This is a genomic window from Ruminococcus flavefaciens (assembly GCF_900116855.1).
In the GTDB taxonomy this organism is placed as follows: Bacteria; Bacillota; Clostridia; order Oscillospirales; family Ruminococcaceae; genus Ruminococcus; species Ruminococcus flavefaciens_R.
Window position 1 is genome coordinate 170,486 of the sequence record NZ_UETD01000010.1, and the last position, 25,176, is coordinate 195,661.

The 25,176-nt window shown below is 51.5% G+C and carries 18 protein-coding genes and 1 other annotated feature; of the genes, 14 read left to right on the plus strand and 4 right to left on the minus strand.

Annotated features, from left to right (window positions below; all coding sequences use genetic code 11):
* The first annotated feature begins 3 nt into the window (after window positions 1-3).
* The 7 genes from DSZ37_RS17765 to DSZ37_RS11995 all read left to right on the plus strand — a co-directional run bounded on the left by DSZ37_RS17765 (window position 4) and on the right by DSZ37_RS11995 (window position 10,110).
* Complete coding sequence (locus DSZ37_RS17765) at window positions 4-171, plus strand: hypothetical protein (protein ID WP_173330244.1); 168 nt, start codon at window positions 4-6, stop codon at window positions 169-171.
* Window positions 172-402: 231 nt separating this feature from the next.
* Complete coding sequence (locus DSZ37_RS11970) at window positions 403-879, plus strand: RNA polymerase sigma factor (protein ID WP_173385244.1); 477 nt, start codon at window positions 403-405, stop codon at window positions 877-879.
* A gap of 34 nt (window positions 880-913) precedes the next feature.
* A complete protein-coding gene (locus tag DSZ37_RS11975) occupies window positions 914-1,954 on the plus strand; it encodes a hypothetical protein (RefSeq protein WP_146198180.1) in 1,041 nt (346 codons plus the stop codon).
* Between the two features lie 10 nt (window positions 1,955-1,964).
* Entirely contained in the window at window positions 1,965-2,813 is an 849-nt protein-coding gene (locus DSZ37_RS11980) for a hypothetical protein (RefSeq protein WP_109727129.1), read from the plus strand.
* A gap of 456 nt (window positions 2,814-3,269) precedes the next feature.
* Window positions 3,270-4,406 (plus strand): exonuclease SbcCD subunit D, encoded by a 1,137-nt coding sequence (locus DSZ37_RS11985; protein ID WP_109727130.1) that lies wholly within the window; start codon window positions 3,270-3,272, stop codon window positions 4,404-4,406.
* Window positions 4,403-7,696: an AAA family ATPase gene (locus DSZ37_RS11990; protein ID WP_181380309.1), complete on the plus strand. Its 3,294-nt coding sequence runs from the start codon at window positions 4,403-4,405 to the stop codon at window positions 7,694-7,696. Before DSZ37_RS11985 ends, DSZ37_RS11990 begins: the two co-directional genes overlap by 4 nt.
* Before the next feature lie 251 nt (window positions 7,697-7,947).
* Window positions 7,948-10,110 carry a leucine-rich repeat domain-containing protein gene (locus tag DSZ37_RS11995; protein WP_109727132.1) on the plus strand — a complete coding sequence of 721 codons (2,163 nt, stop codon included), beginning with the start codon at window positions 7,948-7,950 and terminating at the stop codon, window positions 10,108-10,110.
* A gap of 160 nt (window positions 10,111-10,270) precedes the next feature.
* On the opposite strand, the gene DSZ37_RS12000 is transcribed toward DSZ37_RS11995, so the two are convergent.
* Window positions 10,271-11,698, minus strand: a complete 1,428-nt coding sequence (locus DSZ37_RS12000) for a carbohydrate-binding domain-containing protein (protein WP_242978622.1) — start codon at window positions 11,696-11,698, stop codon at window positions 10,271-10,273.
* Window positions 11,699-11,932: 234 nt separating this feature from the next.
* Window positions 11,933-12,360: a binding site (T-box leader), on the plus strand.
* A 69-nt stretch (window positions 12,361-12,429) separates the two neighbouring features.
* Here DSZ37_RS12000 and asnS point away from each other — a divergent pair.
* From asnS to asnA, 3 genes are all read left to right on the plus strand, one after another.
* Entirely contained in the window at window positions 12,430-13,800 is a 1,371-nt protein-coding gene (asnS, locus tag DSZ37_RS12005) for an asparagine--tRNA ligase (RefSeq protein ID WP_109727156.1), read from the plus strand.
* Between the two features lie 28 nt (window positions 13,801-13,828).
* Window positions 13,829-14,569, plus strand: coding sequence for a leucine-rich repeat protein (locus tag DSZ37_RS12010; protein ID WP_109727133.1), 741 nt, complete (start codon window positions 13,829-13,831; stop codon window positions 14,567-14,569).
* 68 nt (window positions 14,570-14,637) lie between these two features.
* Entirely contained in the window at window positions 14,638-15,648 is a 1,011-nt protein-coding gene (gene asnA, locus DSZ37_RS12015; protein ID WP_109727134.1) for an aspartate--ammonia ligase, read from the plus strand.
* Window positions 15,649-15,943: 295 nt separating this feature from the next.
* On the opposite strand, the gene pheT is transcribed toward asnA, so the two are convergent.
* The 3 genes from pheT to pheS are packed head-to-tail and all read right to left on the minus strand — an operon-like array spanning window position 15,944 to window position 19,986.
* Window positions 15,944-18,400, minus strand: coding sequence for a phenylalanine--tRNA ligase subunit beta (pheT, locus tag DSZ37_RS12020; RefSeq protein ID WP_109727135.1), 2,457 nt, complete (start codon window positions 18,398-18,400; stop codon window positions 15,944-15,946).
* 43 nt (window positions 18,401-18,443) lie between these two features.
* The gene (locus DSZ37_RS12025) at window positions 18,444-18,956 is read right to left on the minus strand and encodes a hypothetical protein (RefSeq protein WP_109727136.1); all 513 of its coding nucleotides are present in this window, start codon (window positions 18,954-18,956) and stop codon (window positions 18,444-18,446) included.
* 1 nt (window position 18,957) lies between these two features.
* Entirely contained in the window at window positions 18,958-19,986 is a 1,029-nt protein-coding gene (gene pheS / locus DSZ37_RS12030) for a phenylalanine--tRNA ligase subunit alpha (RefSeq protein WP_109727137.1), read from the minus strand.
* 606 nt (window positions 19,987-20,592) lie between these two features.
* Here pheS and DSZ37_RS12035 point away from each other — a divergent pair.
* From DSZ37_RS12035 to DSZ37_RS12050, 4 genes are all read left to right on the plus strand, one after another.
* Window positions 20,593-21,114: a hypothetical protein gene (locus DSZ37_RS12035; RefSeq protein ID WP_109727138.1), complete on the plus strand. Its 522-nt coding sequence runs from the start codon at window positions 20,593-20,595 to the stop codon at window positions 21,112-21,114.
* A 57-nt stretch (window positions 21,115-21,171) separates the two neighbouring features.
* A complete protein-coding gene (locus tag DSZ37_RS12040) occupies window positions 21,172-22,884 on the plus strand; it encodes an NAD(P)H-hydrate dehydratase (protein ID WP_109727139.1) in 1,713 nt (570 codons plus the stop codon).
* 51 nt (window positions 22,885-22,935) lie between these two features.
* Window positions 22,936-23,553, plus strand: coding sequence for a hypothetical protein (locus tag DSZ37_RS12045; RefSeq protein ID WP_109727140.1), 618 nt, complete (start codon window positions 22,936-22,938; stop codon window positions 23,551-23,553).
* 499 nt (window positions 23,554-24,052) lie between these two features.
* Complete coding sequence (locus DSZ37_RS12050; protein WP_109727141.1) at window positions 24,053-25,147, plus strand: DUF3810 domain-containing protein; 1,095 nt, start codon at window positions 24,053-24,055, stop codon at window positions 25,145-25,147.
* Window positions 25,148-25,176 lie beyond the last annotated feature (29 nt).

The following is a 25,176-nucleotide window of genomic DNA, read 5'->3' on the forward strand; positions in this document are numbered from 1 at the left end:
AATATGGAAAAATTTGTGTCATATGATAAAATGAGCAAAAAGGAGAAAAAGAAGATAGACTCATCAAAGAGAGGGAGCTGGAACGGCGTCGATCCTGCCACAAAGGTAGTGGAGACCGATAAGAAGCGCTATAAGCGCAAGCCAAAGCACCCCGAAAACTTTGACGAATAATGTTACAAAGCCTGTGAGGACTTCATTCTCAATACCGCCCATTCAACGGTATGATTGACAAAAGTCCCGTAAGATGATAAAATAAAATATGCTTGGAAACTGCGGCAATAATACCCAAATTAGTGCCGCAGTTTTTGTGCAGGCGTACAAAGATCAGGCTTCATGAGAAAAAGTAGCCGCTTTTGCGACATTTATATTACAGAAGCTTATCGACGGAAGGAAGTGAGACTGTTGATAGAGCCCGAACATTGCACGCTGATAATCGAAAAATACTATAATGAGATATTCAGCTATTGCTATGCAAAGCTCGGTTACAGTCATCATTCCGCAGAGGACTGCACACAGGAGGTCTTCGTGGTGTTCTTCTCAAAGCATGAGAGACTTGACGAGACCGACAACATAAGGCTGTGGCTGTACCGGGCGGCAGACAACGTCATAAAGGCGTTCGTGCGGAAAGCTCCGCCGCCTGCCGTGAGTCTCGAGGACAGTCCCGAGGCAATGAATATCGCCGACAGCGGCGGTTTTACGGAAAACGGAGACAGCCCTCTTGACCTGCTGTCATCTGAGGAGAGACAGCTCCTGGAGCTGTACTACAACAGTGATTACGGACAACGAAACGAAGCTGCAAAACGGCTGGGACTATCCCTGCCCGCGCTTTACAGAAAGATACACAAGCTGAAAAAGAAGCTTCGTGCCGCTGAAAAGTGAGGCGGACGTTATCATGAACAAGGAGTGGTTTAATTTGAAGGATATATCTATCACCGATAAGCTTTCGGATAAGAATATGCTATACGATCTGCAGCGGCTTCTCGATGAGGAGCTTGCAAAGCCCTTGGAGGAGCGTGATCTTGATGCCGTTAAGGACATTACCGACGCAATTGTCGGCATTAATGATGAGGAAATTCCGAAGCCTGTTGGCGCGGAGGGCATCCTCGCAGAAGTCAGCGCAAGGAAAAAGCGCGGACGCATCGTGCAGCTCCGCAGGTGGGCAGCAGTTATCAGCGCCTGCTTCGCAGTCTGCATCGCACTCAACTTCTACACCCTCAGGACCTACGGCTACAACGTCGTCGAGACATTGATCAAGGCTGTAAGCTCGGGCTTCAGTGTTGATCTGGCACATTTTGATGATCAGCTCCCGCTGTCACCTGCAACGACTGCGACTACTGTCACCACAGATGATATGCAGAGCGTGACCACTGTAACGGTCACGACCATCAAGTCGCAGAGCACACTGGGAAGCACGGAGGCAGAAACTACTGAGCCAATAACAACGACACGGTCGGCAGGCGGCAGTACACCTTCGGTATCAGCAGATCCGCTGTCGGAAGCACTTGGAAACAGCGCTGAAGCGGCTGAGCCCGTTGTAAGAGCCATCTGGGAGGCATCCTCACAGAACGGCATGGAGGTCTGCTACCCGACATATATACCTCTTGATGCCGAGGGACTTGAACTGACGGATTCAAGCTCTGAGCAGCTGAAGGATTCCAAGGACCTTTACTTCACATTCTCAAACGGTGAAAAGACTCTTGATCTGATAATCGAGGAGTACATTTCCAAGGACCTGATGCCCGAGGCAGTGATCCCCAGCGATAAAATGGATTACTATCTCATGGAAAGCGCGGATTACAACGGATTCATTATCTTTGAGGATGAGAGCAATACGGCACTTTTCGTGTACGGAAATACGGTCTATACTCTCCACACCAGAGGATTTGACCGCTCAGACATCAGGGATATAGCCGAGAATTTCGTTCCCTTCTTCACGGGATCATCGGAGAAGTGAGGGCAGCGGCATGAAAATGAAATACATTACAGCTGCCTTTCTCGGAATACTTCTTCTGAATTCACCTGCACAGATGACTGTTAATGCGGTGGATAACAGCACATATGAACAGTACGAAAGAGCAATAGGACTTATAGAGAAATGTTCCATCAAGTGTACACCTGTCGCTGACGGAGCAATTGAGATAACAGCAAAGACACAGGTCTCGGGGAAGATCAGCGAGGTCGGCTTCAGGAACGTGGTGGTGCAGTACAGCAGCGACGGTCAGAACTGGAGCGATGAGGTATCGCTGGGAGACCTTACAAACAGCAACGCAAGATATTACAGCCTTGACAGCCGCAGGGTCGAGGTAAAGGGCGGCGGATTTTACAGAGTTTCCGTTGTTCATTACGCGAGAGAGGGCTCAGACAGGATACAGACGGTGGTACAGACCTCATCGTCAAAATGGGTTCAGCCAAAGCCCCAGCCCGTTACCACAACGACAGCAAGAAGGACTACCACTTCGACAACAACTACCACCACAAGGACAACATCAAAGCGTGTGACCACAACATCCACTACCGCAGCAAGGGGGACTACCTCATCTGCTGCAAGAACGACATCTGCAACAGTATCGGGAACATCTGCCCGTGGAAGGGTAACAGCCGCTTCCGTAAACGGTGCAAAGAGCACCTCGGGGACAAGGACTGAGACCGCTGCAAAGACCACATCAAAGCCCTCGCAGACCACTACTGCCGCAGCAGCACAGAGCAGCTCGCCCAAGACGGGTGACAGACTGCCTGTTATGGAGTTCACGGCACTTTGCAGCGCAGGAGCTGTTGCACTTTTCCTGCACAGCAAGAGACCCAAGCGGAGCTGATCCCGTTATATAAATGCACAAACATATCCTGTAAGGGGGACAATCAGAACAAAACGCATAATGCAGAACATCAATGCTGCGTCTGCGGACATGACTGCGGCTCCGGAAAGCCTATCTGCACGGGCGATCGGAGAACGGGTCGGGAAGCAGCTCCGCAAGCTGGGTAAATGCCGCGAAGCATAAGAGAGAGCATACACAGTCTTTCGGGGGAATTTGCCTGCGAGCCGTCACGAGGACGGCAGCTGACAGGCAGCATATAAGCGGCAAATAAATAAGACATCGCCATACACAGGCGTATTGACTTGTGCGACCTGTGTTCAGACAATAAGTTTTTTCTCCATAATTACCCTGTCCGCAGCACTCGGACAGGGACTTTTTTTGCCTCGTTGACATCAATGCGTAAAGGGGATATAATTAAGTATATACTACCGTCAGTATGCAATAAGGAGGTAAGCTATGAAATTCATACATCTCTCCGATCTTCACCTCGGAAAGCGGCTCAACGAGTTTTCCCTCATAGAGGATCAGGAGTTCGTATTGCAGGAGATATACAGCATAATATCCGAAGAGAAGCCCGATTTCGTAATTATCGCAGGTGATGTCTATGACAAGCCTGTTCCCTCGGCGGAGGCGGTGAGGCTGTTTGACGGCTTCCTCACAAGGGTATCGGAGCGCACGGAGCATATCTTCGTCATCAGCGGCAATCACGATTCTGCGGAGCGGATAGCCTTCGGTTCGCATATAATGGAAAAGAGCGGAATACATATGTCGCCTGTATACGACGGAAATATAGTTCCCATGGTGCTTACCGACAGCTATGGGGAGTTCAATGTGTATATGCTGCCCTTTATAAAGCCCGTGACGGTAAGGAGATTTTTCCCCGATACAGCCGTGGAGTCCTACACCGATGCGGTAAATGCGGCGGTGGACGCCATGAACGCGGATTTTGACAAGAGAAACATCATCATTACACACCAGTTCGTGACGGGAGCTTTAAAAAGCGACTCCGAGGAGATATCCGTGGGGGGCACCGACAATGTGGACAGCTCTGCCTTTGACGGCTTTGACTATGTTGCGCTGGGACATATCCACAGTCCCCAGAACGTGGGAAGTCCGCGCATACGCTACTGCGGAACTCCGCTGAAATATTCATTTTCCGAGGCATTGCAGGAGAAGTCCGTCACTGTGGCAGAGATAAGGGAAAAGGGAACGCTTGACATCAGGACAGTTCCTATAATGCCGCGGAGAGATATGCGTGTGCTTCGCGGAGAGTTTGAATATATCGCATCGTCGGAGTGCAGCAGCGCAGGTGACAGGACGGATTATATCCATGCGGTGCTCACCGATGAGGAGGAGATACCCGAGGCAATGGGAAGGCTCCGCAGTGTCTATCCCAACATCATGAGCCTTGAGTACGACAACCGCCGCACAAGGAGCGACCACAGCGTCATGGCGGCTGCCGAAGCGGAGAACAAGCGTCCCATCGAGCTATTTGAGGAGTTTTACAGCATGAGCAACGGCGGAGAGATGTCGGAGCAGCAGCATGAGTATATTCAGGCACTCATAGAGAAGATATGGGAGGGAGAAGAATGAGACCCATAAAACTTGAGATATCGGGCTTCGGACCCTATTCGGGAAAGACGGTGCTTGACCTTGACGCACTCGGAAGCAGCGGTCTTTACCTTATAACGGGAGACACGGGAGCAGGCAAGACCACTATATTCGATGCCATAACCTATGCTCTGTACGGAAGTGCCAGCGGAGATAACCGCGCGGACGACAGTTTGCTGCGCTCAAAATACTCCGCCCTTGACACTCCGACATATGTGGAGCTCACCTTCGACTACGCGGGAAAGAGATATAAGATCAGCCGAAATCCTGCATATACCCGACAGGCAAAGAGGGGCGGCGGTGTGGCTACACAGCCTGCAAACGCGGAGTTCACCTATCCCGACGGGCGGCAGCTCTCGGGAAAGAGGGACGTAGACGCCGCAGTTGCCGAACTTATAGGGCTGACGGAAAAGCAGTTCAAGCAGATAGCCATGATAGCGCAGGGCGACTTCATGAAGCTCATCACCGAGGACACGGTGCAGCGGCGCGAGATACTCCGCCATATATTCAGAACGGATAATTATCGTATACTTCAGGAGAGACTGAAGTCGGAGTGCAGCAGCCTCAGGACGCTGTGCGACAGCCGCCGCGAGGGCATAAGGCAGTATGTGGGCGGCATAGTCTGCGGCGAGGAGGACGAGTATGCCGAGGAGACTGAGCGCGTAAAGGCAGAGCTTCCCCCTGTTGAATATGTGGAGGAGCTGATAAACAGGCTGCTTAGCCGCGACCGTGCAAGAGCGGAGGTATGCAGCCGCGAGTCCGAGGAGAATGACAGAAAGCTGGAGGAAGTCAGCGCGAGGATAGCAAAGGCGGAGGAAAAGGCGAAAGCAGTTGCGGAGAGAGACAAGACTGCCAAGGAGCTTGAGCGCACAAGGCAGAACAGGCAGGAGCTGGAAGCAGCGCTGGAATCCGAAAGGTCCCGTCAGCCGAAGCTGAAAGAGCTGGGCAGCGAGATAGCGATGATCAAGGCGGAAATGCCCGAATATGGCAAGATAAGCAGGCTCAATGAAGCGCTCATGAAGGAGAGGCAGACTGTTTACGAAAAAAGGTCTGAACTGGAGAAGTGTGCTGCCGATAAGGAGAGCTGCGATAAGAAGCTTTCGGAGCTTAAAGCAGAGCTGTCACAGCTTTCGGAATCAAGCGGAAGCGCCGCGAAGCTGGAGGCTGAGCGCACAGAGCTGGAGCGCAGACGCGGCGAGCTGGACAAGCTGTCAAGGCAGGTCACCGACTGGGAGAACAGTACGGAGAAGTTGAAGGAAGCTGCCGCTGAGCTGAAGAACAAGCAGTCAGAGCATGACGGCCTTCTGAAGCAGTCCGAAGTGCTAAAGACACGGCTGGGAGAGCTGAAGCTCCGCCGCGAGGAGCTGGGAAACGCAGGAGCGGAGCGGGAAAAGCTTCTACGACTTGCCGAGAACACGGATAATCGCGTATCCGAGCTGAAAAAGCTGTCGGCAGACCTATCTGACCTTGAAAAGCGTCATGATAAGCACAGAAAGGCGGCTGGGCGTTACAGCGAAGCCGCTGATTCCGCCGCAGCTGCGGCGGAGCGGTACGAGCACGAGTACAGGCTGTTCCTTGATGATCAGGCAGGTGTGCTTGCAGCAGGTCTTGCGGAGGGAAGTCCCTGTCCCGTGTGCGGTTCGCGGGAGCATCCTGCTCCCGCGAAAAGAGGGGGCGCAGCCCCCTCCGAAGCGGAGCTGGACGCCATGAAGGCTGAACTGGACAGCAGGCGCGCCGCAGCCTCGGCGCTCAGTGCCGAGGCGTCAGCTCTGAAAGCCTCTGCGGAGGAGCTGGAAAAGAATATTGGCGGCAGGCTTTCAGAGCTCCTCAGCTGCGAAGCAGCTGAGGGTGCGGCGCGCTGTAAGGAAGAACTCGACAGCCTTTCGCTCAGGCGCGGCGACCTTGAAAAGCAGCTGACTGAGGCAGGCGAGCGTATAGCGGAGCACGGCAGAGTTTCCGCGGAGCTTGCTTCCAAGGAGAAGCAGCTCGGCGGCATAATGGAGGCAGTGGCTGATACTGACAGGCGGATAGCGGAGCTTCGCAGTGCAAGGGATACAGCTGAGGGAAGCAGCGAACAGCTGCGAAGTGCTGCCGAAAAGTCGGCTGCTGCAATGATAGGCGAGTGTCCCTTTGATGAGATACGCGGCAGGATAGTTGCGGAAAACCTCAATATAAAGGCGCGTCTTGCGGACAATGCCGAGAAGCTGCGTCTGGAGGAGAAGCGTGAGCAGCGAAGAACAGAAATAGAAAAGCTCATTCCCGAGACAGAGGAGAAGCTGAAAAGCGTGACAGAGACAGCTTCCAAGCTTTCCGAGGAGAGGACAGCGGCTGTGACCAGAGCAGATTCAGTCTCGGCACAGCTTGAGGAGCTTCGTGGAAAACTGAGGTTTGACAACGGTGAAAAGGCGCAGCTTCGTTGTGAAGCAGCCGAGAAGGAGAGCGCAGAGATACGGACAGCCTATGAAGCAGCAGTCAGGGCATTAAGTGACGCTGAAAAGGTATGCGCGGCGCAGGAAGGCAGGCTGAAACAGCTGACGGAACAGGCAGATGCTCTCGGTGACCTTGATATGGCTGCGGAAACAGCGGAGAGAACGCGGCTTACCGCCGAAAAGAGCCGCTGTGCCCAACAGCTTCGCACCCTGCACACGAGGGTAACTGTGAACGAGACTGCCCTTGAGAATATAAAGAACGGCTCGGAGGAGCTGACAGAGCTGGAACAGCGCTATAAATGGCTGAAAAACCTGTCCGATACCGCCAACGGAAAGCTTTCCGACCAGAGCAAGTTCATGCTGGAGACCTATATCCAGACCGCATATTTTGACAGGATAATCGCCCGTGCAAATCAGCGCCTGAGAGTCATGTCCGACGGGCAGTACACATTGAAGCGCCGCACCGAGTATGCTGACAAAAAGGCACAGGTGGGACTTGACCTTGACGTCATCGACCATTACAACGGCTCCGAGAGAAGCGTAAAGACGCTGTCGGGCGGCGAGTCCTTCAAGGCTTCGCTGGCACTGGCACTGGGACTTTCCGACGAGATACAGTGCTCGGCGGGAGGCATACAGCTTGATACGATGTTCGTGGACGAGGGCTTCGGCTCACTTGATGAAAACTCCATAGAACAGGCAATAAGAGCGCTTTCGGGACTTTCCGACGGCAGCCGCCTTGTGGGCATCATCTCCCATGTACAGGCATTGAAGCAGCGCATAGATAAGCAGATAGTTGTCACCAAGGATAAAAACGGCGGCAGCAGTGCTCTGCTCATAGTATGAAATTATCCGCAGTTCGTCAGGAACTGCGGATTTTTTGCTTTGTGCATTTTGTCTAAATCGAACCCATCTGGCAAGCGGAAAATCCGCATTTGCAGACCATATAAATCAGTTATCCTGTTATTTTTCACAAATTTCGGAGCTGAACGGCTCAGTTTATTGATTTTTCGTCGATGAAATGCTATAATTATGGTATTGAATTCATTTTCCGTAAGAAACAATATCCAGATAAATACTGTTGGAGTGATAACAAAATGAAAATGACAAGGTGTCCCGAAAAGCATCTTTATGATGCTGATACATATAAGACTTGTCCTTACTGTTCGGGGGAACTCAAAGAGGGTACCGTGCAGGGCAAAGCGCCGAGGAAGGGCAAGGTAGTAAAGGTAAGAGCCGTGAAGGCTCGCCGCAGCTCCGATGTCGAGGAGAAGAAGCCTGTTGAGGCACAGGCAGCTTCCAAGGACGAGGAGAAGAAGCCCGTCGAGGCAAAGACTGCTCCCAAGGCAGAGGAGAAGAAGCCTGTCGAGGCAAAGACTGCTCCCAAGGCAGAGGAGAAGAAGCCTGCTGAGGCAAAGACTGCTCCCAAGGCAGAGGAGAAGAAGCCCGTCGAGGCACAGGCAGCTCCCAAGGCAGAGGAGAAGAAGCCCGTCGAGGCACAGGCAGCTCCCAAGGCAGAGGAGAAGAAGCCTGTTGAGGCAAAGACTGCTCCCAAGGCAGAGGAAAAGAAGCCCGTCGAGGCACAGGCAGCTCCCAAGGCAGAGGAGAAGAAGCCCGTCGAGGCACAGGCAGCTTCCAAGGACGAGGAGAAGAAGCCTGTTGAGGCAAAGACAGCTCCCAAGGCAGAGGAAAAGAAACCTGTTGAGGCAAAGGCAGCTCCCAAGGCAGAGGAGAAAAAGCCCGTCGAGGCACAGGCTGCACCCAAGGCAGAGGAAAAAAAGCCTGCCGACAAAAAGGACAAAAAGCCCGTGCGTACTGACGACGGCGCAGAGATAGCAATGGAGATACTCGATTCTATCCCCAAGTCCGAAAAGGCAGAATTCAAGGCTGACCGCAGGGACGATATATTCAGCGGCAGAAAAAAGACCGACACTACTCCTGCTCCCGTGAAGCTCGATAAGCTGGGCGAAAAGAAGGCGGAGGACAAGAAGGCTCCTGAGAAGGCACAGGGCGGAAAGAACGACAAGGTGCGTCTTGAGGAGGAGATAGTGGTCAAGTCTGCCGAGGAGGGCAAGCCCGAGAAAAAGGCTGAAGCTCCCAAGGCGGTGGAGAAGACTCCCGAGTCCCATAAGGCTGAGGAAAAGAAGCCCGAGGCTCCCAAGGCTGAGAAGGCTGAGGAAAAGAAGCCCGAGGCTCCAAAGACTGAAAAGCCCGAGGAGAAGAAGCCCGAGGCTCCCAAGGCTGAGAAGGCTGAGGAGAAGAAGCCCGAGGCTCCAAAGGCCGAAAAGGCTGAGGAGAAGAAGCCCGAGACTCCCAAGGCTGAAAAGTCCGAGGAAAGGAAGCCCGAGACTCCAAAGCTTGACGAGCCCGACAACTACGATAAATACGGCGACCTCGTAAACGACGAGAATATCGAGATCGACGATGAAAATAACATGGCTATCGACAAGAACGGAACCCTTGTGAAGTATGTGGGGACCACCGAGTCCATTGTCATTCCCGAAAAGGTAAAGGTGATAGGTAAGTACGCATTCCGCGGAAACGAGACCGTCAAGAAGGTCGTCATCTCCGACAGTGTGCGTATCATAGATAAATTCGCATTCTGCCACTGCTTTAATCTTCAGGAGGTCGTTTTCTCCAAGAACCTTGAAGCCATCGGCGAGAACGCTTTTCTGAAGTGCCTGCGTCTGAAAGAGGTAAACTTCCCCGAGTCCGTAAAGAGAATAGGAAAGGGAGCCTTCGGACGCTGCAACAGCCTTGAGAACGTAGTTCTGCCTGCGTATCTCCAGAGGATCAGCGATCTGATGTTTTTCTCCTGCAAGAAGCTGAGAAGGATCGTCATTTCGGGCTCTGTTGAGGCTATCGGCAATGCCGCATTCTCCGAGTGTTACAGCCTGAAGAAGATCATCATTTCAAATTCTGTTGCAGTCATCGGCGAAAGTGCCTTCTCATGGTGCAGATCGCTGGAGAAGATCACCATACCCAATACCGTCAAGAGTATCGGCAACTGGGCGTTCTACGGCTGCCAGAACCTTACAGATCTGCGTATAAGCATGAACACAAAGGATATCAAGGAGGACGCTTTCTGCGGCTGTGAGACACTTTATAACATCAACATCATCGAGTTTGATGACGAGAATATCCCTCTCGACAGCATAAAGAAAGGCCACAAGCAGACTATAAGGATACTGAAACAGATAAACCGCAAAAAAGCCGAGCGCTACGCAAGAGAGCACGGCTTCAGTACACTGTTCATATAACGACAAAAACGGGAGCTTTTAGGCTGCTCCCCTTAACGGAAAAAGCGGGCTACCGAGCCGTAAACTTACGGCTCATATTTAGTAACCTGCGAATCCGCCAGAGGGGGCTCCCCTTAAGCTCCCGTTTTTCTATCTGAAGAAGGATATGAAATGAACTTTTTTACATTCCGCTGTCGCTGTAGTTACGACCGCCTCTGCCGCCGTGACCGCCGAAGCCGCCCTCAGGAGGAGTGAAGTCGCCCTCAGGGGGAGTGAAGTCGCCGTCGGGAGGAGTAAGTCCGCCCTCACCGCCAAATTCGCCGCCGAAGTCTCCGCGTCCACCGCCAAATCCGCCACCGTGACCGCCCATCATGGACTGGGGTATCTCGGACACCTCTGTGCCGTTGATGATGATAGTGCCGCCGTTGAACTCAGCTGTGCGGTCGTAGTCGAAGGATGACATCTGAGCGGTGATGTTGAGGGTGCCGCCGTTCACATAGATGCTGCCGTTAGCGTCAACAGCGTCAGTGTCGCCCTGACCCATAGTGATGGTGATATTGCCGCTGTTGAACTCTGCAACGATATCGCAGGCTGTGCTCTTGCTTGTGGCATTTATGCCGTCATCGGAAGCGTCAATGGTGATATCTCCGCCGTTTATCTGAACGTAAGTAGCCTCAATGCCCTCGGCAGAGGTTATATCGAAGGTGCCGCCGTCTATCTGTACATAGGTAGTTCCCTGTATGCCGTCGCTTACGGAGGTTATATCAAAGCTGCCGTCAGCGATGTAGATGCAGCCGAGGGTGTCGTCCTCATCGTTTTCGCAGTGGAAGCCGTCCTTGTTGGTGTTTATGGTGAAGCTTCCGCCGCAGATAGCGATGGAGTCGTTAGCTTCAACAGCGTCTGCCGCAGCAGTAATATTATATGTGCCGCCCGTGAACTTCAGGTCGTCCTTGCAGGAGATACCGTTGTCATAAGCGGAGTATACGGACAGAGTTCCCGTACCGTTGAACACAAGGTCGTCCTTTGAGAAGATAACAGCGTCGGTATTTGTATCGCCGTCGGCTGTGAATTCCTCGCTGACAGAGAGAATACTCTCGCTGTCGGTGGTAGTCACGAAGACCTTATCTGCGGAAACCACATATATAGCGGGGAAGTCCTCGTTCTCTATCTTTACGCCGTCCAGCACCAGCTGTACCTTTGCTGTATTGTCGGTGTCTACCTTTATAGTGCAGTTCTTGGCGCTGCCGCTGATGAGGTAGATGCCCTCCTCGGTGATATCGAGGGTCTTGCCGTCGGCAACAGTCAGGGACTTAGCCCCTGACAGGTCGGCAGTCTGTTCAAGGTCGCGGTCTGTAAACATATCTGTCGTGTCGATAACGCCGCCCGAATTTGTGCTGTATGAAGTTTTTGAAGCCTTTTCGGAAGTCGTTTCCGTATCGGTCTTATCAGCCTTTGATGAGAGCTCCTCGGCTTCTCTTGTAACCTTGAAGCTGCTCTCCGAGTCGGAGCTGTCTTTTTTGTTGTTATCGCCGCAGCCTGTGAATGCACTGAGAGCCATTATAAGCACTGCAAGACCAGCTATTGTTCTTTTCCAAGTGTTTTTCATCATAATTACGCACCCTTTCGTATTTATTTGGGAGTGTTTTGTTTCTATGGTTATAATATACACCCCTTTTTTGTGAAACATCGTATTGAAATGTGAAATCGCTCGGAAAGATTTGTGTTGGCGTACAAAGAAATGTGGATAAATCGGCATGAAAAATGAAAGCCCTGTGAAAAAACGTGAAATTTTTCTCACCTTACCACTTGACATATTCCTGCAAAAGTGTTATAATACAAAAAACTAAATGCGAAGACGGAGACAAGTAGCGCAGAATATCGTTCCCAGAGAGTGCGGGGCAGGTGAGAGCCGCATATCAGAGTCTGTGTGAATAACACTCCCGAGCATCAAACCCAAAGGGTGCTGAGTTCAGCGGCTTGCCGTAAGGCGGCGTCAGTGGCTGTTTGTGAAAGCAGTTCGGGCGGACAGCGCAGTTCAGGAGGACAGTGCAGTTCATGAGGACAGCGCAGTGCGGTTCGGGCAGACAGCGTGGCTGTGACAGGGACGGCAGGTTTTTGACGGGGCGGCGCGTTTGTGATAAGCGCTGTGAGTTCCTGTTTTTCAATGCACTTCGAGTAGGGGCGACGTATTCCGCACGTTACAGCGGCTCAAAAGTGATCGCTTTTGCGGTAATTCAGGTGGCACCACGGGTATTATGCCCCGTCCTGTAGTTTCAGGACGGGGCTTTTTGTATTTTTGCTCGTCCTGCATGATACATTAATATGAAAGGTATGGTCATTATGAAACACATCGATGTCAAGGAGATAATCTCCGCAAAGGAATATGTAGGCAAGCAGGTAACTGTATGCGGCTGGGTACGCACCTCACGCAACTCCAAGAGCGTAGCATTCGTAGAGCTCAACGACGGTACATCACTGAAGAACGTGCAGGTAGTCGTTGAAAAAGGCGAGGGCGACTACAAGGAGCCCAGAGTAGGCATGGCTCTCAAGGTAACAGGTACAGCCGTAGAGGGCAGAAACAACACAGTTGAGATAAACGCAGTTCCCGAGGGAATAACCGTACTGGGCGATGCTCCCACAGACTATCCCCTCCAGAAGAAGGGACATACTCTTGAATTTCTCCGCACCATACCTCACCTCAGAGGCAGAACGAACACATTCAACGCAGTATGGCGTGTACGTTCCGTACTGGCAGCTGCTATCCATGAATACTTCCAGAGCAATAACTATATATATGTAAACACTCCCCTTATCACAGGCAGCGACTGTGAGGGCGCAGGCGAGATGTTTCAGGTAACGACCATCGGTTACAGCAACGATTACAAGAGCGAGGAAGAATACTACGCAAACGATTTCTTCGGCAAGCGCGCAGGTCTTTCCGTATCGGGACAGCTTGAGGGTGAAATGGCTGCCACAGCGATGGGCAAGATCTATACCTTCGGTCCCTCATTCCGTGCAGAGAACTCCAACACTCCCAAGCACCTTGCAGAATTCTGGCACGTTGAGCCTGAGATAGCTTTCGCAGAGCTTGACGATGTTATCGAGATAGCTGAGGATATGCTCAAGCACGTTATCCGCACACTTCTTGACAAGTGCCCCGACGAGATCGCATTCTTCGACGCTCATTTTGAAAAGGGACTCCGCGCAAGACTTGAGGAGCTCATCTCCCACGACTTCGGCAGAGTAACATATACAGAGGCTATCGAGCTTCTGAAGAACTCGGGCGAGAACTTTGTATATCCCGTAGAATGGGGCTGCGACCTCCAGACCGAGCACGAGAGATACCTCTCCGAGAAGGTGTTCAAGAAGGCTGTATTCGTAACAGACTATCCCAAGGAGATAAAGTCCTTCTACATGAAGCTCAATCCCGACGGCAAGACAGTTGCTGCGGTAGACCTTCTTGTGCCCGGTGTCGGCGAGATCATCGGCGGCAGCGAGCGTGAGGCTGACTACGACAAGCTCATCGAGGCAATGAACAAGAGAAACATGAACCTTGATCTGTACAGCGACTACCTCGACCTCCGCAAGTTCGGTACAGTTCCTCACGGCGGCTTCGGTCTGGGCTTTGAGAGACTCATCATGTATACAACAGGCATGGCAAACATCCGTGACGTTATCCTCTTCCCCAGAACAGTAGGTTCAATAAGATAACAATATAAACAGCAGCAAGGAAAATGATATGAAAAAAGCAATATTCACAGCAGTCATCGCTTCACTTGTACTTACAGCAGGCTGCGGACAGTCCGCCTCACCTGCGAAAAAGAACAAAGACAAGGCAGAGTCTGTCACAGAAAAGATAACAGATGCAAAAACGACCTCCGAAGACGTTTTATCGGAATACGGACTCACCGATGACGATGAGGACGAATATGATGATGAGTCCTACGATGATGATGACGAGGACTCCTACGATGATGAGGAGAACGATGCCGAGTATCAGTTTGATACAGGATATGTGTCCGCGGAAAGAACAATGGAGATCGATGACAAGAAGAGAAGCATCGCCCCTGACGCAGACGGCTTCATTATAGAGGACGGTATAATGTACGACTATGTAGGCAAGGAGCACGATGTAGTCATCCCCGACAGCGTCACAGAGATCGCGGAAATGGCTTGCTGGAGCAACGATGATATCGAGACATTGTATATCCCGTCCTCGGTAAAGATCATAAGACAGTGCGCATTCTGGAGCTGTGCTTCCCTGAAGTCGGTTCGTGCAGAGGAAGGTCTTGAAGCCATTGCAGGCAGCACATTCTGGAGCTGCGCAGCGCTTGAGGACGCCTTTCTTCCACAGAGCCTAAATAAAATGGGCGACTCTGTATTCTGGGCGATAGACGGGATCACTATACACGCTCCCAACGGCTCATACGCGAAAAAGTACGCATCAGAGGCGGGCATTAAATGCGATAACGATTATTAAAGTACAGCACGGCAGTCGTCAATGGCGCCGATTGCCGTTAAAATATCAAGAAAAGGAAAGTGATTATTATGTCAAGATCGCTGTATATCCCCGAGGGCTACAAATCAGCCCTTACGCTGAGAGAAACTCAGCACGCAATCAAGTACATAAAGGACATCTTCCAGCAGGCGCTCTCGTTTGCCCTGACACTGGACAGAGTATCGGCTCCCCTCATCGTTAAGAAGGGAAGCGGTATCAACGACGACTTGAACGGCGTTGAGCGCAAGGTGGACTTTGACATCAAGGAGATCGACGCAGAGGCAGAGGTCGTTCAGTCTCTTGCCAAGTGGAAGCGTATGGCGCTCTATCGCTACGGCTATTCCGCAGGCGAGGGCATCTACACCGATATGAACGCTATCCGCCGCGACGATGATACAGACAATACCCATTCGATCTTCGTTGATCAGTGGGACTGGGAAAAGGTAATAACTGCCGACCAGAGAAATATTCAGTTCCTGAAGGACACTGTAAAGTCAGTGGTAAAGGCAATAGCCTACACCAAGCGAAAGGTGAGTCTCCGCTATCCTCAGATAGCAGGCAAGATCTGCGAGGAGCCCTACTTTATCACCACTCAGGAGCTTGAGGACAGATATCCCGATAAGACAGGCCACGAGCGCGAGCGCCTTATCACCAAGGAGCATGGCACCGTATTCCTTATGGGTATCGGCGGAAAGCTCTCCAGCGGCGAGAAGCACGACGGCAGAGCTCCCGACTACGATGACTGGTCACTGAACGGTGATATCCTGTTCTGGGACGAGGTCCTCGATGATTCTCTGGAGATATCCTCCATGGGTATCAGAGTTGACGCAGAGTCGCTGAAAAAGCAGCTTGCCGAGTGCGGAGCAGAGGACAGGATGCAGTACAAGTACCACCAGATGATAGCCGACGGAACACTTCCCCTGACTATCGGCGGCGGTATCGGACAGTCAAGACTGTGTATGCTCCTTCTTGAAAAGGCGCATATCGGCGAGGTACAGTCCTCCATCTGGTCAGATGAGATGATAGAGAAGTGTGCCGCAAACGGCATAACACTGCTCTGATAGTATAAATCAAAATTTAGCAAAGCTAAATTTTGATTTAAGTTTAGAGTTGAGAGTTTAGAGTTGAAAGTTGTGGAGTCGCCTGCGGCGACAATATTTAAATATTGTGAGCGAAGCGAACACATTAACTCTCAACTCTCAACTTTCAACTATCAACTTAGCGCATACGCGCTAAATTATGATTTACATAAACAGCAAGCCCGAAAGAATTGATCTTTCGGGCTCGTTTGTTATATTCGTATTTGCGGGCGGATAATATCCGCCCCAACAAGCTAATGGCTAAAGGCTAACAGCTTTAGGCTCTTAATTCTGCTCCGATAGCGCTGAGAGCCTTCAGGACGCGCTTCATAGCGCCGTCTGCCTGCTCGTCTGTGAGAGTACCCTCATGTGAGCGCATAGAGATCGAGTAAGCGATACTCTTCTTGCCGTTCTTCTTCATCTCGTCGCTGCGGTAAACATCGAAGAGCGATACCTTTTCGAGTATCTTGCCCACAGCGCCCTTGATAGCCTTTTCAAGCTCTGCAACAGGCATATCCTCGTCAACAAGGAGACTGAGGTCACGGGTAGTTGCAGGGAACTTGGGCAGAGGCTGATAGGTTATCTTGTCTGCGGCAGCTTCCATGAGCTCGGGGATATTGAGCTTTGCAACATAGGTCTTGACGCCTATCTCATAGGTCTCCTGAACATCGGGGTGAACCTCGCCCATGATTCCGAGGTGCTTGCCGTCCTTGATGATAACAGCGCTTCTGCCGGGGTGGAGAGCGTACTTCTCATCGAATACATCGCAGTCGCCTGCGCGGAGGTACTCAACGTCCTCTATTTTCAGCTCGGCAAGTATCTGCTCCACCATGCCCTTGAGGGTATAGAAGTCAGCGTCGCCGCCGTACATACCGATGGTAAGTCTCTGGGGCTCATCGGGGAGAGAGTACTTGTACATATGCTTCTGCTTGCCGCTGTTAGCGAGGGTATCGCCGTTGATGAAGGGCTTTTCCTCCTCAGCAGGCAGGTACTCCTTGGAAATCTCATAGAGACAAGCCTTGTCGTTGCGGTTGTTGTAGTTGAAGGAAAGAACGTCCAGCATAGAGGGGATAGTAGATGTTCTCATAACGCTGGTGTCCTCGCCGAGAGGATTTACTATCCTTACCACCTTGCGGAGCTTGCTGTCAGCAGGCAGCTTTATCTTGTCGAAGTACTTGGGAGAAACGAATGAGTAGGTAGCTATTTCGTAGCCGCCCAGCGCGGATGCAGCATTTCTCAGTGTGCGCACGAACTTCTGCTCCTCTGTGAACTCTGCTCTTGCAACGCCGCGGAAGTCTGTTGAGGGGATGTTGTTGTAGCCGTAGATACGGGCAACTTCCTCTGCGATATCAGCCTTGCAGCCGATGTCTATACGGAATGAGGGAGCGATGACCTTGCCGTTCTCAACCTTGAATTCAAGGCGCTCAAGGTACTTTATCATGTCAGCCTCGGAGATATCTGTGCCGAGGAAATTGTTTATCCAGTCTGCGCTGAACTCAACTGATGCGGGAGTCTTGTCTGTGTAGTCGCAGTCGATAACGGTATTGAGGACCTCGCCTGCGCCCAGCTCCTCTACCAGCTCAAAGGCACGCTTTAAGCAGGTCATGGAGATGAGTCTGTCAACGCCCTTTTCATAGCGTGAGGAAGCGTCTGACTTCAGCTTGAGAGCCTTTGAGGTGCGTCTTACCTGAGTGGGCTCGAAGTAAGCGGACTCGAATACAACAGTTGTAGTATCGTCCATGATACCGCTGTATTCGCCGCCCATGATACCTGCAACGGCAACAGGCTTCTTCTCGTCAGCGATCACCAGCATATCCTCTGTGAGCTCGCGCTCAACGCCGTCGAGAGTCATTATCTTCTCGCCGTTCTTGGCATTGCGGACGTTGATGTGTGCGCCCTCAACGTAGCGGAGGTCGAATGCGTGCATAGGCTGACCGTATTCCAGCATAACGTAGTTAGTGATATCAACGAAGTTGTTGATGGGACGAACGCCGCTTGCACGGAGACGCTCTCTCATCCATCTGGGTGAGGGACCTATCTTTACGTTCTTTACGATACCTGCGCAGTATCTCTGGCACTTCTCTGTGTTGTGGATATCGACTTTGAGCATGGAGTTGATATCGCCGTCAACACCCTTGAATTCGGGAGCCTTCACCTTCAGCTCGGTGCCGTAGGTAGCGGCAGTCTCTCTTGCAAGACCGATAACGCTGAGACAGTCGGGACGGTTTGAGGTTATCTCGAACTCAACTGATGTATCGTCCAGACCGATAGCGGTGTGTATATCATCGCCCGGCTTGCAGTCCTCCTCGATGACGAAAACGCCCTCGGGGTCAGCATAGGGGAAGTCGTGAGCGGTGAGACCGAGAGTGTCAAGACCGCAGAACATACCGAAGCTCTCAACTCCGCGCATCTTGCACTTCTTTATCTTGCCCTCGGGGAGCACAGCTCCGTCAAGAGCAACGGGGACGAGGTCGCCCTCCTTGACGTTCTTGGCGTTGGTAACTATCTGTATGGGAGCCTCTGCGCCGATGTCCACCTGACAAACGAACAGGGCGTCGGCATTTTCGTGAGGTCCCTTTGAGAGTATCTTTCCAACTACCACGTTGGAGATACTGCTTCCCTCTTTTTCATAGCATTCTACCTTAGAGCCGCTCATTGTGAGGGCATGGCAGAAATCCTTTATAGGCATATCGGCTTTTACATAGTCGCCGAGCCATTTCATTGATAAATTCATATCATCGATTTCCTTTCGTATAATTTACTCCGTTGACGCTGTATCAGCGTCCTCTGTAGCGCTCCTTTGCTTCTGCAAGGAACTGCTCCATTTCGGCGTGGAGCCTGTCGCGCTCGAATTTGTCGGACATTATCACATAGGCGTGATTTCCGTTAACATGGGTAAAGTCTATATTATAGTTAAAGCCTGCTGTTCTTCTCTGACCTGTGTAGTCTCTCATGGACATTATATCGTTGGTTCTCCACACTGTGCCTTTCTGCATGAACAGCGTGTATTCCTCATTGGCATAAATGGCGCCTTCGTATCTTATACGGCAGCTGTTCTTCCAGGCAGTGAGCTCGCTTTTATTTTTCAGTCCCAGCTTTTTGCACATGGAGGAGCTCCCTGTCGCCAGCTTCACAGCATAGAACACTGCAACGACTGCGGCAAATATACATAAAATGATGATAAATGCGCCCAGCTTTTCGCCGTTTTCCATAGACCACAACATTTTTATCACACCGCCGACGGTCAGGAGGATCAATATAGAATACTGACCTATCTGCTTCCTGTCCATATCAGAACTGGCTGAGGAACCTCACGTCATTCTCATAGAGGAGACGGAGATCATTTATATCATAGCGTCCCATTACCATTCTCTCAAGACCGAGACCGAATGCAAAGCCCGAATACTCCTCGGGGTCTATGCCGCAGTTCTCCAGTACCTTGGGGTGTACCATGCCTGCGCCGAGGAGCTCGATATAGCCCTCGTCCTTGCACATGGAGCAGCCCTTTCCGCCGCAGTTGAAGCAGCTGATGTCTACCTCACAGCTGGGCTCGGTGAATGGGAAGTGGTGGGGACGGAAGCGGAGCTTGCAGTCATTGCCGTAGAGCTTCTTCATGAGCATTTCGAGAGTGCCCTTGAGGTCGCTCATTGTGATGCCCTTGTCAACTACGAGACCCTCTATCTGGTGGAACAGGGGAGAGTGAGTAGCGTCAACGGCGTCGGAACGGAAAACTCGTCCGGGTGAGATTATACGGATAGGGGGCTTCTGGTTCTCCATAACGTGTACCTGAACGGAAGAGGTCTGGGTACGGAGGAGAACGGACTCATTAGTGCCCTCGATATAGAATGTATCCTGAGTATCTCTTGCAGGATGATCGGGAGGGAGGTTCAGAGCCTCGAAAACGTGGTAATCGTCATCGATCTCGGGACCGTCAGCGATGTTGAAGCCCATGCCGATGAATATTTCTCTGATCTCGTTCTCCACCTTGGTAAGGGGGTGGAGCTTTCCGAAGGGAGCCTGCTTGCCGGGGAGAGTGATGTCGATCTTCTCCTCAGCCAGCTTTGCAGCCTGAGCGTCTGCCTTCAGTGAAGCGAGCTTGCTGCCGAGAGCTTCCTCGATATCGGCTCTTACCTTATTTGCAAGCTGACCGATAACGGGTCTTTCTTCTGCTGAGAGCTTTCCCATCTGCTTGAGAATAGCGGTAAGCTCACCTTTTTTTCCGAGGAATTTTATCCTCAGGTCGTCCAGCGCCTTGATCTCTGTGCAGGAAGCGAGCTCCTGCTTAGCCAGCGCTTCGATCTTTTCAAGCTGTTCTTTCATTCTTTTCACCTCATAAAATTAATGCGTAATTCTTAATGCATAATGCATAATTGCGGTGTCCGCTGCGCGGACGATCATAAGGAAGGTATTCCGTGACCGTCAGTGCTGAATGCTTTTGAATATCTCATAATAACAGAACAGTCCATATAATTATGAATTATGAATTCTGCATTATGAATTAAAAAAAGCCCTGTCCAACAGGACAAGACTGCTCTTGCTTTTATACCACCCATTGTCAGGAGAGCCGACACTCTCTTGTCTCTAACGCAGACCTACGTCGGCAGCCTACCACGCACCGCACAGAATGCAGGCGCTTCCGCACCGCCCCTCGTGAGTGAACTTCGGGATGTATCATAACAGGGCGCTTGCACCTATCCGCCCCTCTCTGAAGAAACTCCGCATCCTTACTCTCTCAGTCATCGGGTTATAAACCTATTATATACGCGAAAAACGAAAAAATCAAGCCTTTTTCGGAAATTTTTTTCGCTGCCGCGTCTGTGTTGTGAAATAATACTACAGAAATTAATTTTTTGCCGTGATTTATTGCAATCTGACGAAAATTGTGTTATTATATATGTATCTGATTAAAGAAACGGAGATATAATAATGGATAATTTTGCAGAACAGCTTGTAAAGAAGAATGAGACCTCTGCGGACAAGACAAGGCGAGTCCTCATGGTAATAGTGGGCATACTCTTTTCCCTTGCCCTTGCAGCTCTTGCAGTGCTCCAGCTCAGGACTCCCCTTATCGCCCTTCTCGGCTTTGCTCTTGCAGCTGCCGCAGGCTACGGCACCTTCCACATCGTGCAGAACACCTTTGTGGAGTACGAGTACACCTTTACCAACGGCGACCTTGATGTGGACAAGATAATCGCAAAGAAGAAGCGCCGCGAGATGGTATCCACCAACGCAAGGGAGTTCACCGCCTTCGGAAAGTATGAGGACGGCATGGAGGAGAGCGAGGACATGACCGTTATAATGGCGACTGACAATATAGCTTCCCACGAATATTACGCCGACTTCAACGACGAGACCGTGGGCAGCGCAAGACTCATCTTCGCACCAAATGAGCGTATGCTTGAAAATATACAGAAATTCCTTCCCGCAAAGCTGAGACACAGGTCGTAACAGCAGCTCTTCCGCAGGGAGGATATTGCTCGGATAATACTGTAAGGAGGTATATATATGCAGATAGTTACACCAAAGCAGATGGGAAAGCTGGAGGATATTTCCGAAAAGCTGGGAGTATCAAAGAGGCAGCTCATGGAAAACGCAGGCAGGAAGCTTGCGGAGCTTATAGACGGCTACTGCCGCAATGAAGCGAAGCTCCGACCCGAGGACTCCTCGGTGGTATTCCTTGCAGGTACGGGCAACAACGGCGGCGACTGCTATGCGGCTGCGGATATACTGCTCTATAAGGGCTACAGGATAACTGTTATCCACATAGGCGGACTGCCGAAAACTCTCCTCGCGCAGGAAATGCTCAGCATTCTCCCCCGTGACAGGATAACCTTTATAGAGGGCTTCCGCAGCGGTAATGTTGAAGCGGCGATAGAGGCTGCGGAGCTGGACTATATGACCATACAGCCCAGAAGTGCAGACGCTGCCGATGAGGAGCACGGCAGAAATCCTCTCGATGACCTGCTCCACGCAGAGAAAAAGCGCATGGGACTCATCAAGGGTGCTGTAGTGGGCGCACAGGTGCTTGTGGACGGCGTTTTCGGAACAGGCTTCCACGGCGAGCTTGACAAGGACACAATGGGCATATTCGGCATAGGCTCGGGAGCCTACCGTATAGCAGTTGATATCCCCAGCGGCGGAAACAGCTCCGAGGGAACGGTGTCCGCAGGTATATTCAAGGCAGACGAGACCCTCACATTCGGCTATCTAAAAACAGGTATGTCACAGTTTCCGCTGAAGAAGTACTGCGGCAGGATAACCGTTGCGGATATAGGCATACCCAAGGGAGCACTGAAGCAGCTCTTTGACGGCGGTGAGCGTGAATATCACCGTATCGAGCGCAATTTTCTTGCGGCATATCCGCCCAAGCGGGAGAGGGACTCTCACAAGGGAGACTTCGGAACAGTCCTCGTTATCGCAGGCAGCTCCTCCATGCGCGGCGCGGCAGCCTTTGCCACACTGGGTGCCCTCCGCAGCGGAGCAGGACTTGTCCGTCTTGCCACGGTGGAAAAGTGCATAGACACAGCTTCCATCCACGCACCCGAGGCAACGTTCATAGAGCTTGACAGCGACGATTACGGATATATGCTCTACGACAGCAGCCGCGAGCCCCTTGCGGCGGCAATGGAAAAGGCTGATGCTGTGGTCATAGGCTGCGGCATGGGAGTTACTCCCGACACCATAGAGCTTACGAAGTTCGTGACCGAAACGGCAAAATGCCCCGTTATCATCGATGCAGATGGAATAAACTGCATAGCAAAGGACATAGATATTTTAATGAAGAAGAATTCGGACATCATCATTACTCCCCACATGGGAGAAATGGCGCGGCTCCTTCGCTGCGACGTTAAGATGATAGCCGATAACAGGCTTATCGCCGCCGAGAAGTACGCCGAGCAGTACGGCATAACCGTAGTGCTCAAGGGTGCAGGAACAGTTATCGCCTCGGGCAGGTCAACTGCCGTGAACCATACAGGCAACGCAGGTATGAGCGTAGGCGGCAGCGGCGATGTGCTTGCAGGCATGATCGGAGCGGCTGTGGCACAGGGCTGCGGCATCTTTGACGGAGCCTGTGCAGGAGTGTATATGCACGGTCTTGCAGGCGATACGGCTGCAAGGAAGCTGGGCATGGAGGCAATGCTGCCGAGAGATATCATCTCTGCCCTGCCCGAAGCCTTCAGGCTGTTAAAGGAAAAGAAGCAGAATATGACCGTATGAGCAGGTCGGATGTGAAAATTTACTTTCATTACTATGATCGGAGCTGGTAACATGAAAAGGATCTTCACATTCGTTATCACAATTGCAGCGGCTGTATGTCTGACAGCCTGTGCAGTAACAAAGGGCGGCAGTATCTCACGGAGAAACTGCCTTGGAATGCCATTTTCCGCGGAGGTGAGCATCACTATCGACCGCCTTGAAGCGGAGGGAAAGCTGGTGCGCTACGGCGAGGGGGTATGGGAGATAGAGTTTTCCGAGCCCAATACTCTCAGCGGCGTCAAGCTGGAATTCAGCGAGGGGAACGTCATGGCGTCCTATAAGGGACTGAGCTTTTCGGTGCCCCAGTCGGCGATACCCGTAAAGGCGATGATGCTGAATCTTATGAGCGCGGTGGACAGCAATGCGGCAGCAGAGGAGCTCAGCGGCGATGAAAAGGACGGACTTCTCAGTATCAGCGGCAGCCTTGACGGCGGCGACTATACGCTTACCGTTGACGGAGACGGGCTGCTCAGCGGCTTTGAGATGCCCAACAACAAGCTGACTATGAAGTTTACCGAGGTAAAGACAGCGGAAATATCAGTGGAGCAGTCCACAGCTGAGACCACATCGGAAGCGGCTTCCGGGACAGCGCTTTCCGAGACAACCGCCACAGCTGCACCTGCGGAATAATACAGAGATCTAACCCCTGAGTGTTACAAAAACGCTCAGGGGCTTTTTTTGACTGCAAAGCTTAATCAGAATTTAGCTTTGCTAAATTCTGATTTGAGCCGTTAGCCCATAGCCATTAGCAGTTAGCCTGATGTAGGGGCGGCGTTCCGCCGCCCGATAATACAGCGTTGAAAACGCTGTAAAAAATGGCAGTTGCTAAAGTCGGGCTTCCGTGATATAATTAATGTGTCCCCAATAACCGCTGCCCGGCGGTTATTGCCCCCGAACTTTGTTCGGGGAGCGCAAATTCTTTATAATATTGGGGATTTGCGCGTCACATTTCTTTATGTCAGGCTCATTTTGCCCTGAAGGGCAAAACAAGGTGCAGGAAAAATTATCAATATCATTATTTTTTCTTGCACCTTGACAACTAAAAATCGGCTTTAAAAAGCTATATAAAGCCGATTTTTAGTTGCTGAGCAGGCATTGATCAGGTATATGATCTTTACGGAGGTACACCATGAAAAAGCGATACAGCATTCCCCTCATCATTATAGCGGCAATGGTTGTGCTAAATGTCATAGCGCGTCTGAGCCGCCCGTTTGCTGATTTTTATGCCGAGAAGATATTTCCCGTTATATCCACAGCGGTCTCCTTTGTTACGGGACTTCTGCCCTTTTCACTGGGGGAGATGCTGACGGTAGCAGCGGTGGCGCTGTTTATATTGGGCATACCGCTGTTTCTGATACTGCTTATTTTCAGAAAGGGCAAACGCCGTGCCACAGCAGCCTTTGCGTGTACACTTGCCCTGTGGATACTCTGCTACATAACCACCACCGAGACAATGAACTGTTTCATCATGTACCAGTGTACGCCCCTTTCCGAGAAGTATTTCCCCGACGCTCCCGACCATACCGACGAGGAGATAACGGAGCTTTACGGAATGCTCATAGAAAAGTGCAACGAGCTTGCAGTGCAGGTACACCGAGACGAGAAGGGCTGCTTTGACATCACCTGCGACTTCAAGGAGGAAGCGAAAAAGGCGATGAAAAAAGCAGGGGAGAAATATCCTCAGCTCCGCGGCTTTTATCCCGACCCCAAGCCCATACAGTTCTCATACTTCATGAGCCAGTCCCACCTTACGGGCATATATCTGCCCTACACCATAGAGGCTAACTACAACGACGACATGGTGCGCGCAAATCTGCCTGCCACGGTCTGCCACGAGCTCTCTCACCTGAAGGGCTTCATTCAGGAGGACGAGGCTAACTTCCTTGCATTTGTGGCGGCAACAGGCAGTGACAATGTGGAGTTTCAGTATGCAGGCTATCTGGACGCCCTTGAGTACGTTCACAATGCGGTGTGGGAAAATGAGGTGGAGGACGCCATGGCACTGTCGGGAACTATTTCCGAAGAAGTCCTCCGTGACTGGTTCAGGTTCATGCCCGAGAATTACTGGGAGGACAACGCCGCCAAGGAGGTCATTTCCACGGAGACTGTCAGCGAGGCTTCCACGGCAGCCATAGACACTAACATAAAAATGAACGGCAGAGATGACGGCATCAGAGCCTATGATATGGTGGTGGAGCTTCTGCTGGACTACTATTACAGTTAAGAGTTACTATCAGATGTAAAACTCACAGC

What these genes read in the sequence shown, in the direction of transcription:
- DSZ37_RS17765 (WP_173330244.1), top strand. Translation starts at nt 4, where the DNA reads ATGGAAAAATTTGTGTCATATGATAAAATGAGCAAAAAGGAGAAAAAG.
- DSZ37_RS11980 (WP_109727129.1), top strand. Translation starts at nt 1,965, where the DNA reads ATGAAAATGAAATACATTACAGCTGCCTTTCTCGGAATACTTCTTCTG.
- DSZ37_RS11985 (WP_109727130.1), top strand. Translation starts at nt 3,270, where the DNA reads ATGAAATTCATACATCTCTCCGATCTTCACCTCGGAAAGCGGCTCAAC.
- DSZ37_RS11990 (WP_181380309.1), top strand. Translation starts at nt 4,403, where the DNA reads ATGAGACCCATAAAACTTGAGATATCGGGCTTCGGACCCTATTCGGGA.
- DSZ37_RS11995 (WP_109727132.1), top strand. Translation starts at nt 7,948, where the DNA reads ATGAAAATGACAAGGTGTCCCGAAAAGCATCTTTATGATGCTGATACA.
- DSZ37_RS12000 (WP_242978622.1), bottom strand. Translation starts at nt 11,698, where the DNA reads ATGATGAAAAACACTTGGAAAAGAACAATAGCTGGTCTTGCAGTGCTT.
- asnS (WP_109727156.1), top strand. Translation starts at nt 12,430, where the DNA reads ATGAAACACATCGATGTCAAGGAGATAATCTCCGCAAAGGAATATGTA.
- DSZ37_RS12010 (WP_109727133.1), top strand. Translation starts at nt 13,829, where the DNA reads ATGAAAAAAGCAATATTCACAGCAGTCATCGCTTCACTTGTACTTACA.
- asnA (WP_109727134.1), top strand. Translation starts at nt 14,638, where the DNA reads ATGTCAAGATCGCTGTATATCCCCGAGGGCTACAAATCAGCCCTTACG.
- pheT (WP_109727135.1), bottom strand. Translation starts at nt 18,400, where the DNA reads ATGAATTTATCAATGAAATGGCTCGGCGACTATGTAAAAGCCGATATG.
- DSZ37_RS12025 (WP_109727136.1), bottom strand. Translation starts at nt 18,956, where the DNA reads ATGGACAGGAAGCAGATAGGTCAGTATTCTATATTGATCCTCCTGACC.
- pheS (WP_109727137.1), bottom strand. Translation starts at nt 19,986, where the DNA reads ATGAAAGAACAGCTTGAAAAGATCGAAGCGCTGGCTAAGCAGGAGCTC.
- DSZ37_RS12035 (WP_109727138.1), top strand. Translation starts at nt 20,593, where the DNA reads ATGGATAATTTTGCAGAACAGCTTGTAAAGAAGAATGAGACCTCTGCG.
- DSZ37_RS12040 (WP_109727139.1), top strand. Translation starts at nt 21,172, where the DNA reads ATGCAGATAGTTACACCAAAGCAGATGGGAAAGCTGGAGGATATTTCC.
- DSZ37_RS12045 (WP_109727140.1), top strand. Translation starts at nt 22,936, where the DNA reads ATGAAAAGGATCTTCACATTCGTTATCACAATTGCAGCGGCTGTATGT.
- DSZ37_RS12050 (WP_109727141.1), top strand. Translation starts at nt 24,053, where the DNA reads ATGAAAAAGCGATACAGCATTCCCCTCATCATTATAGCGGCAATGGTT.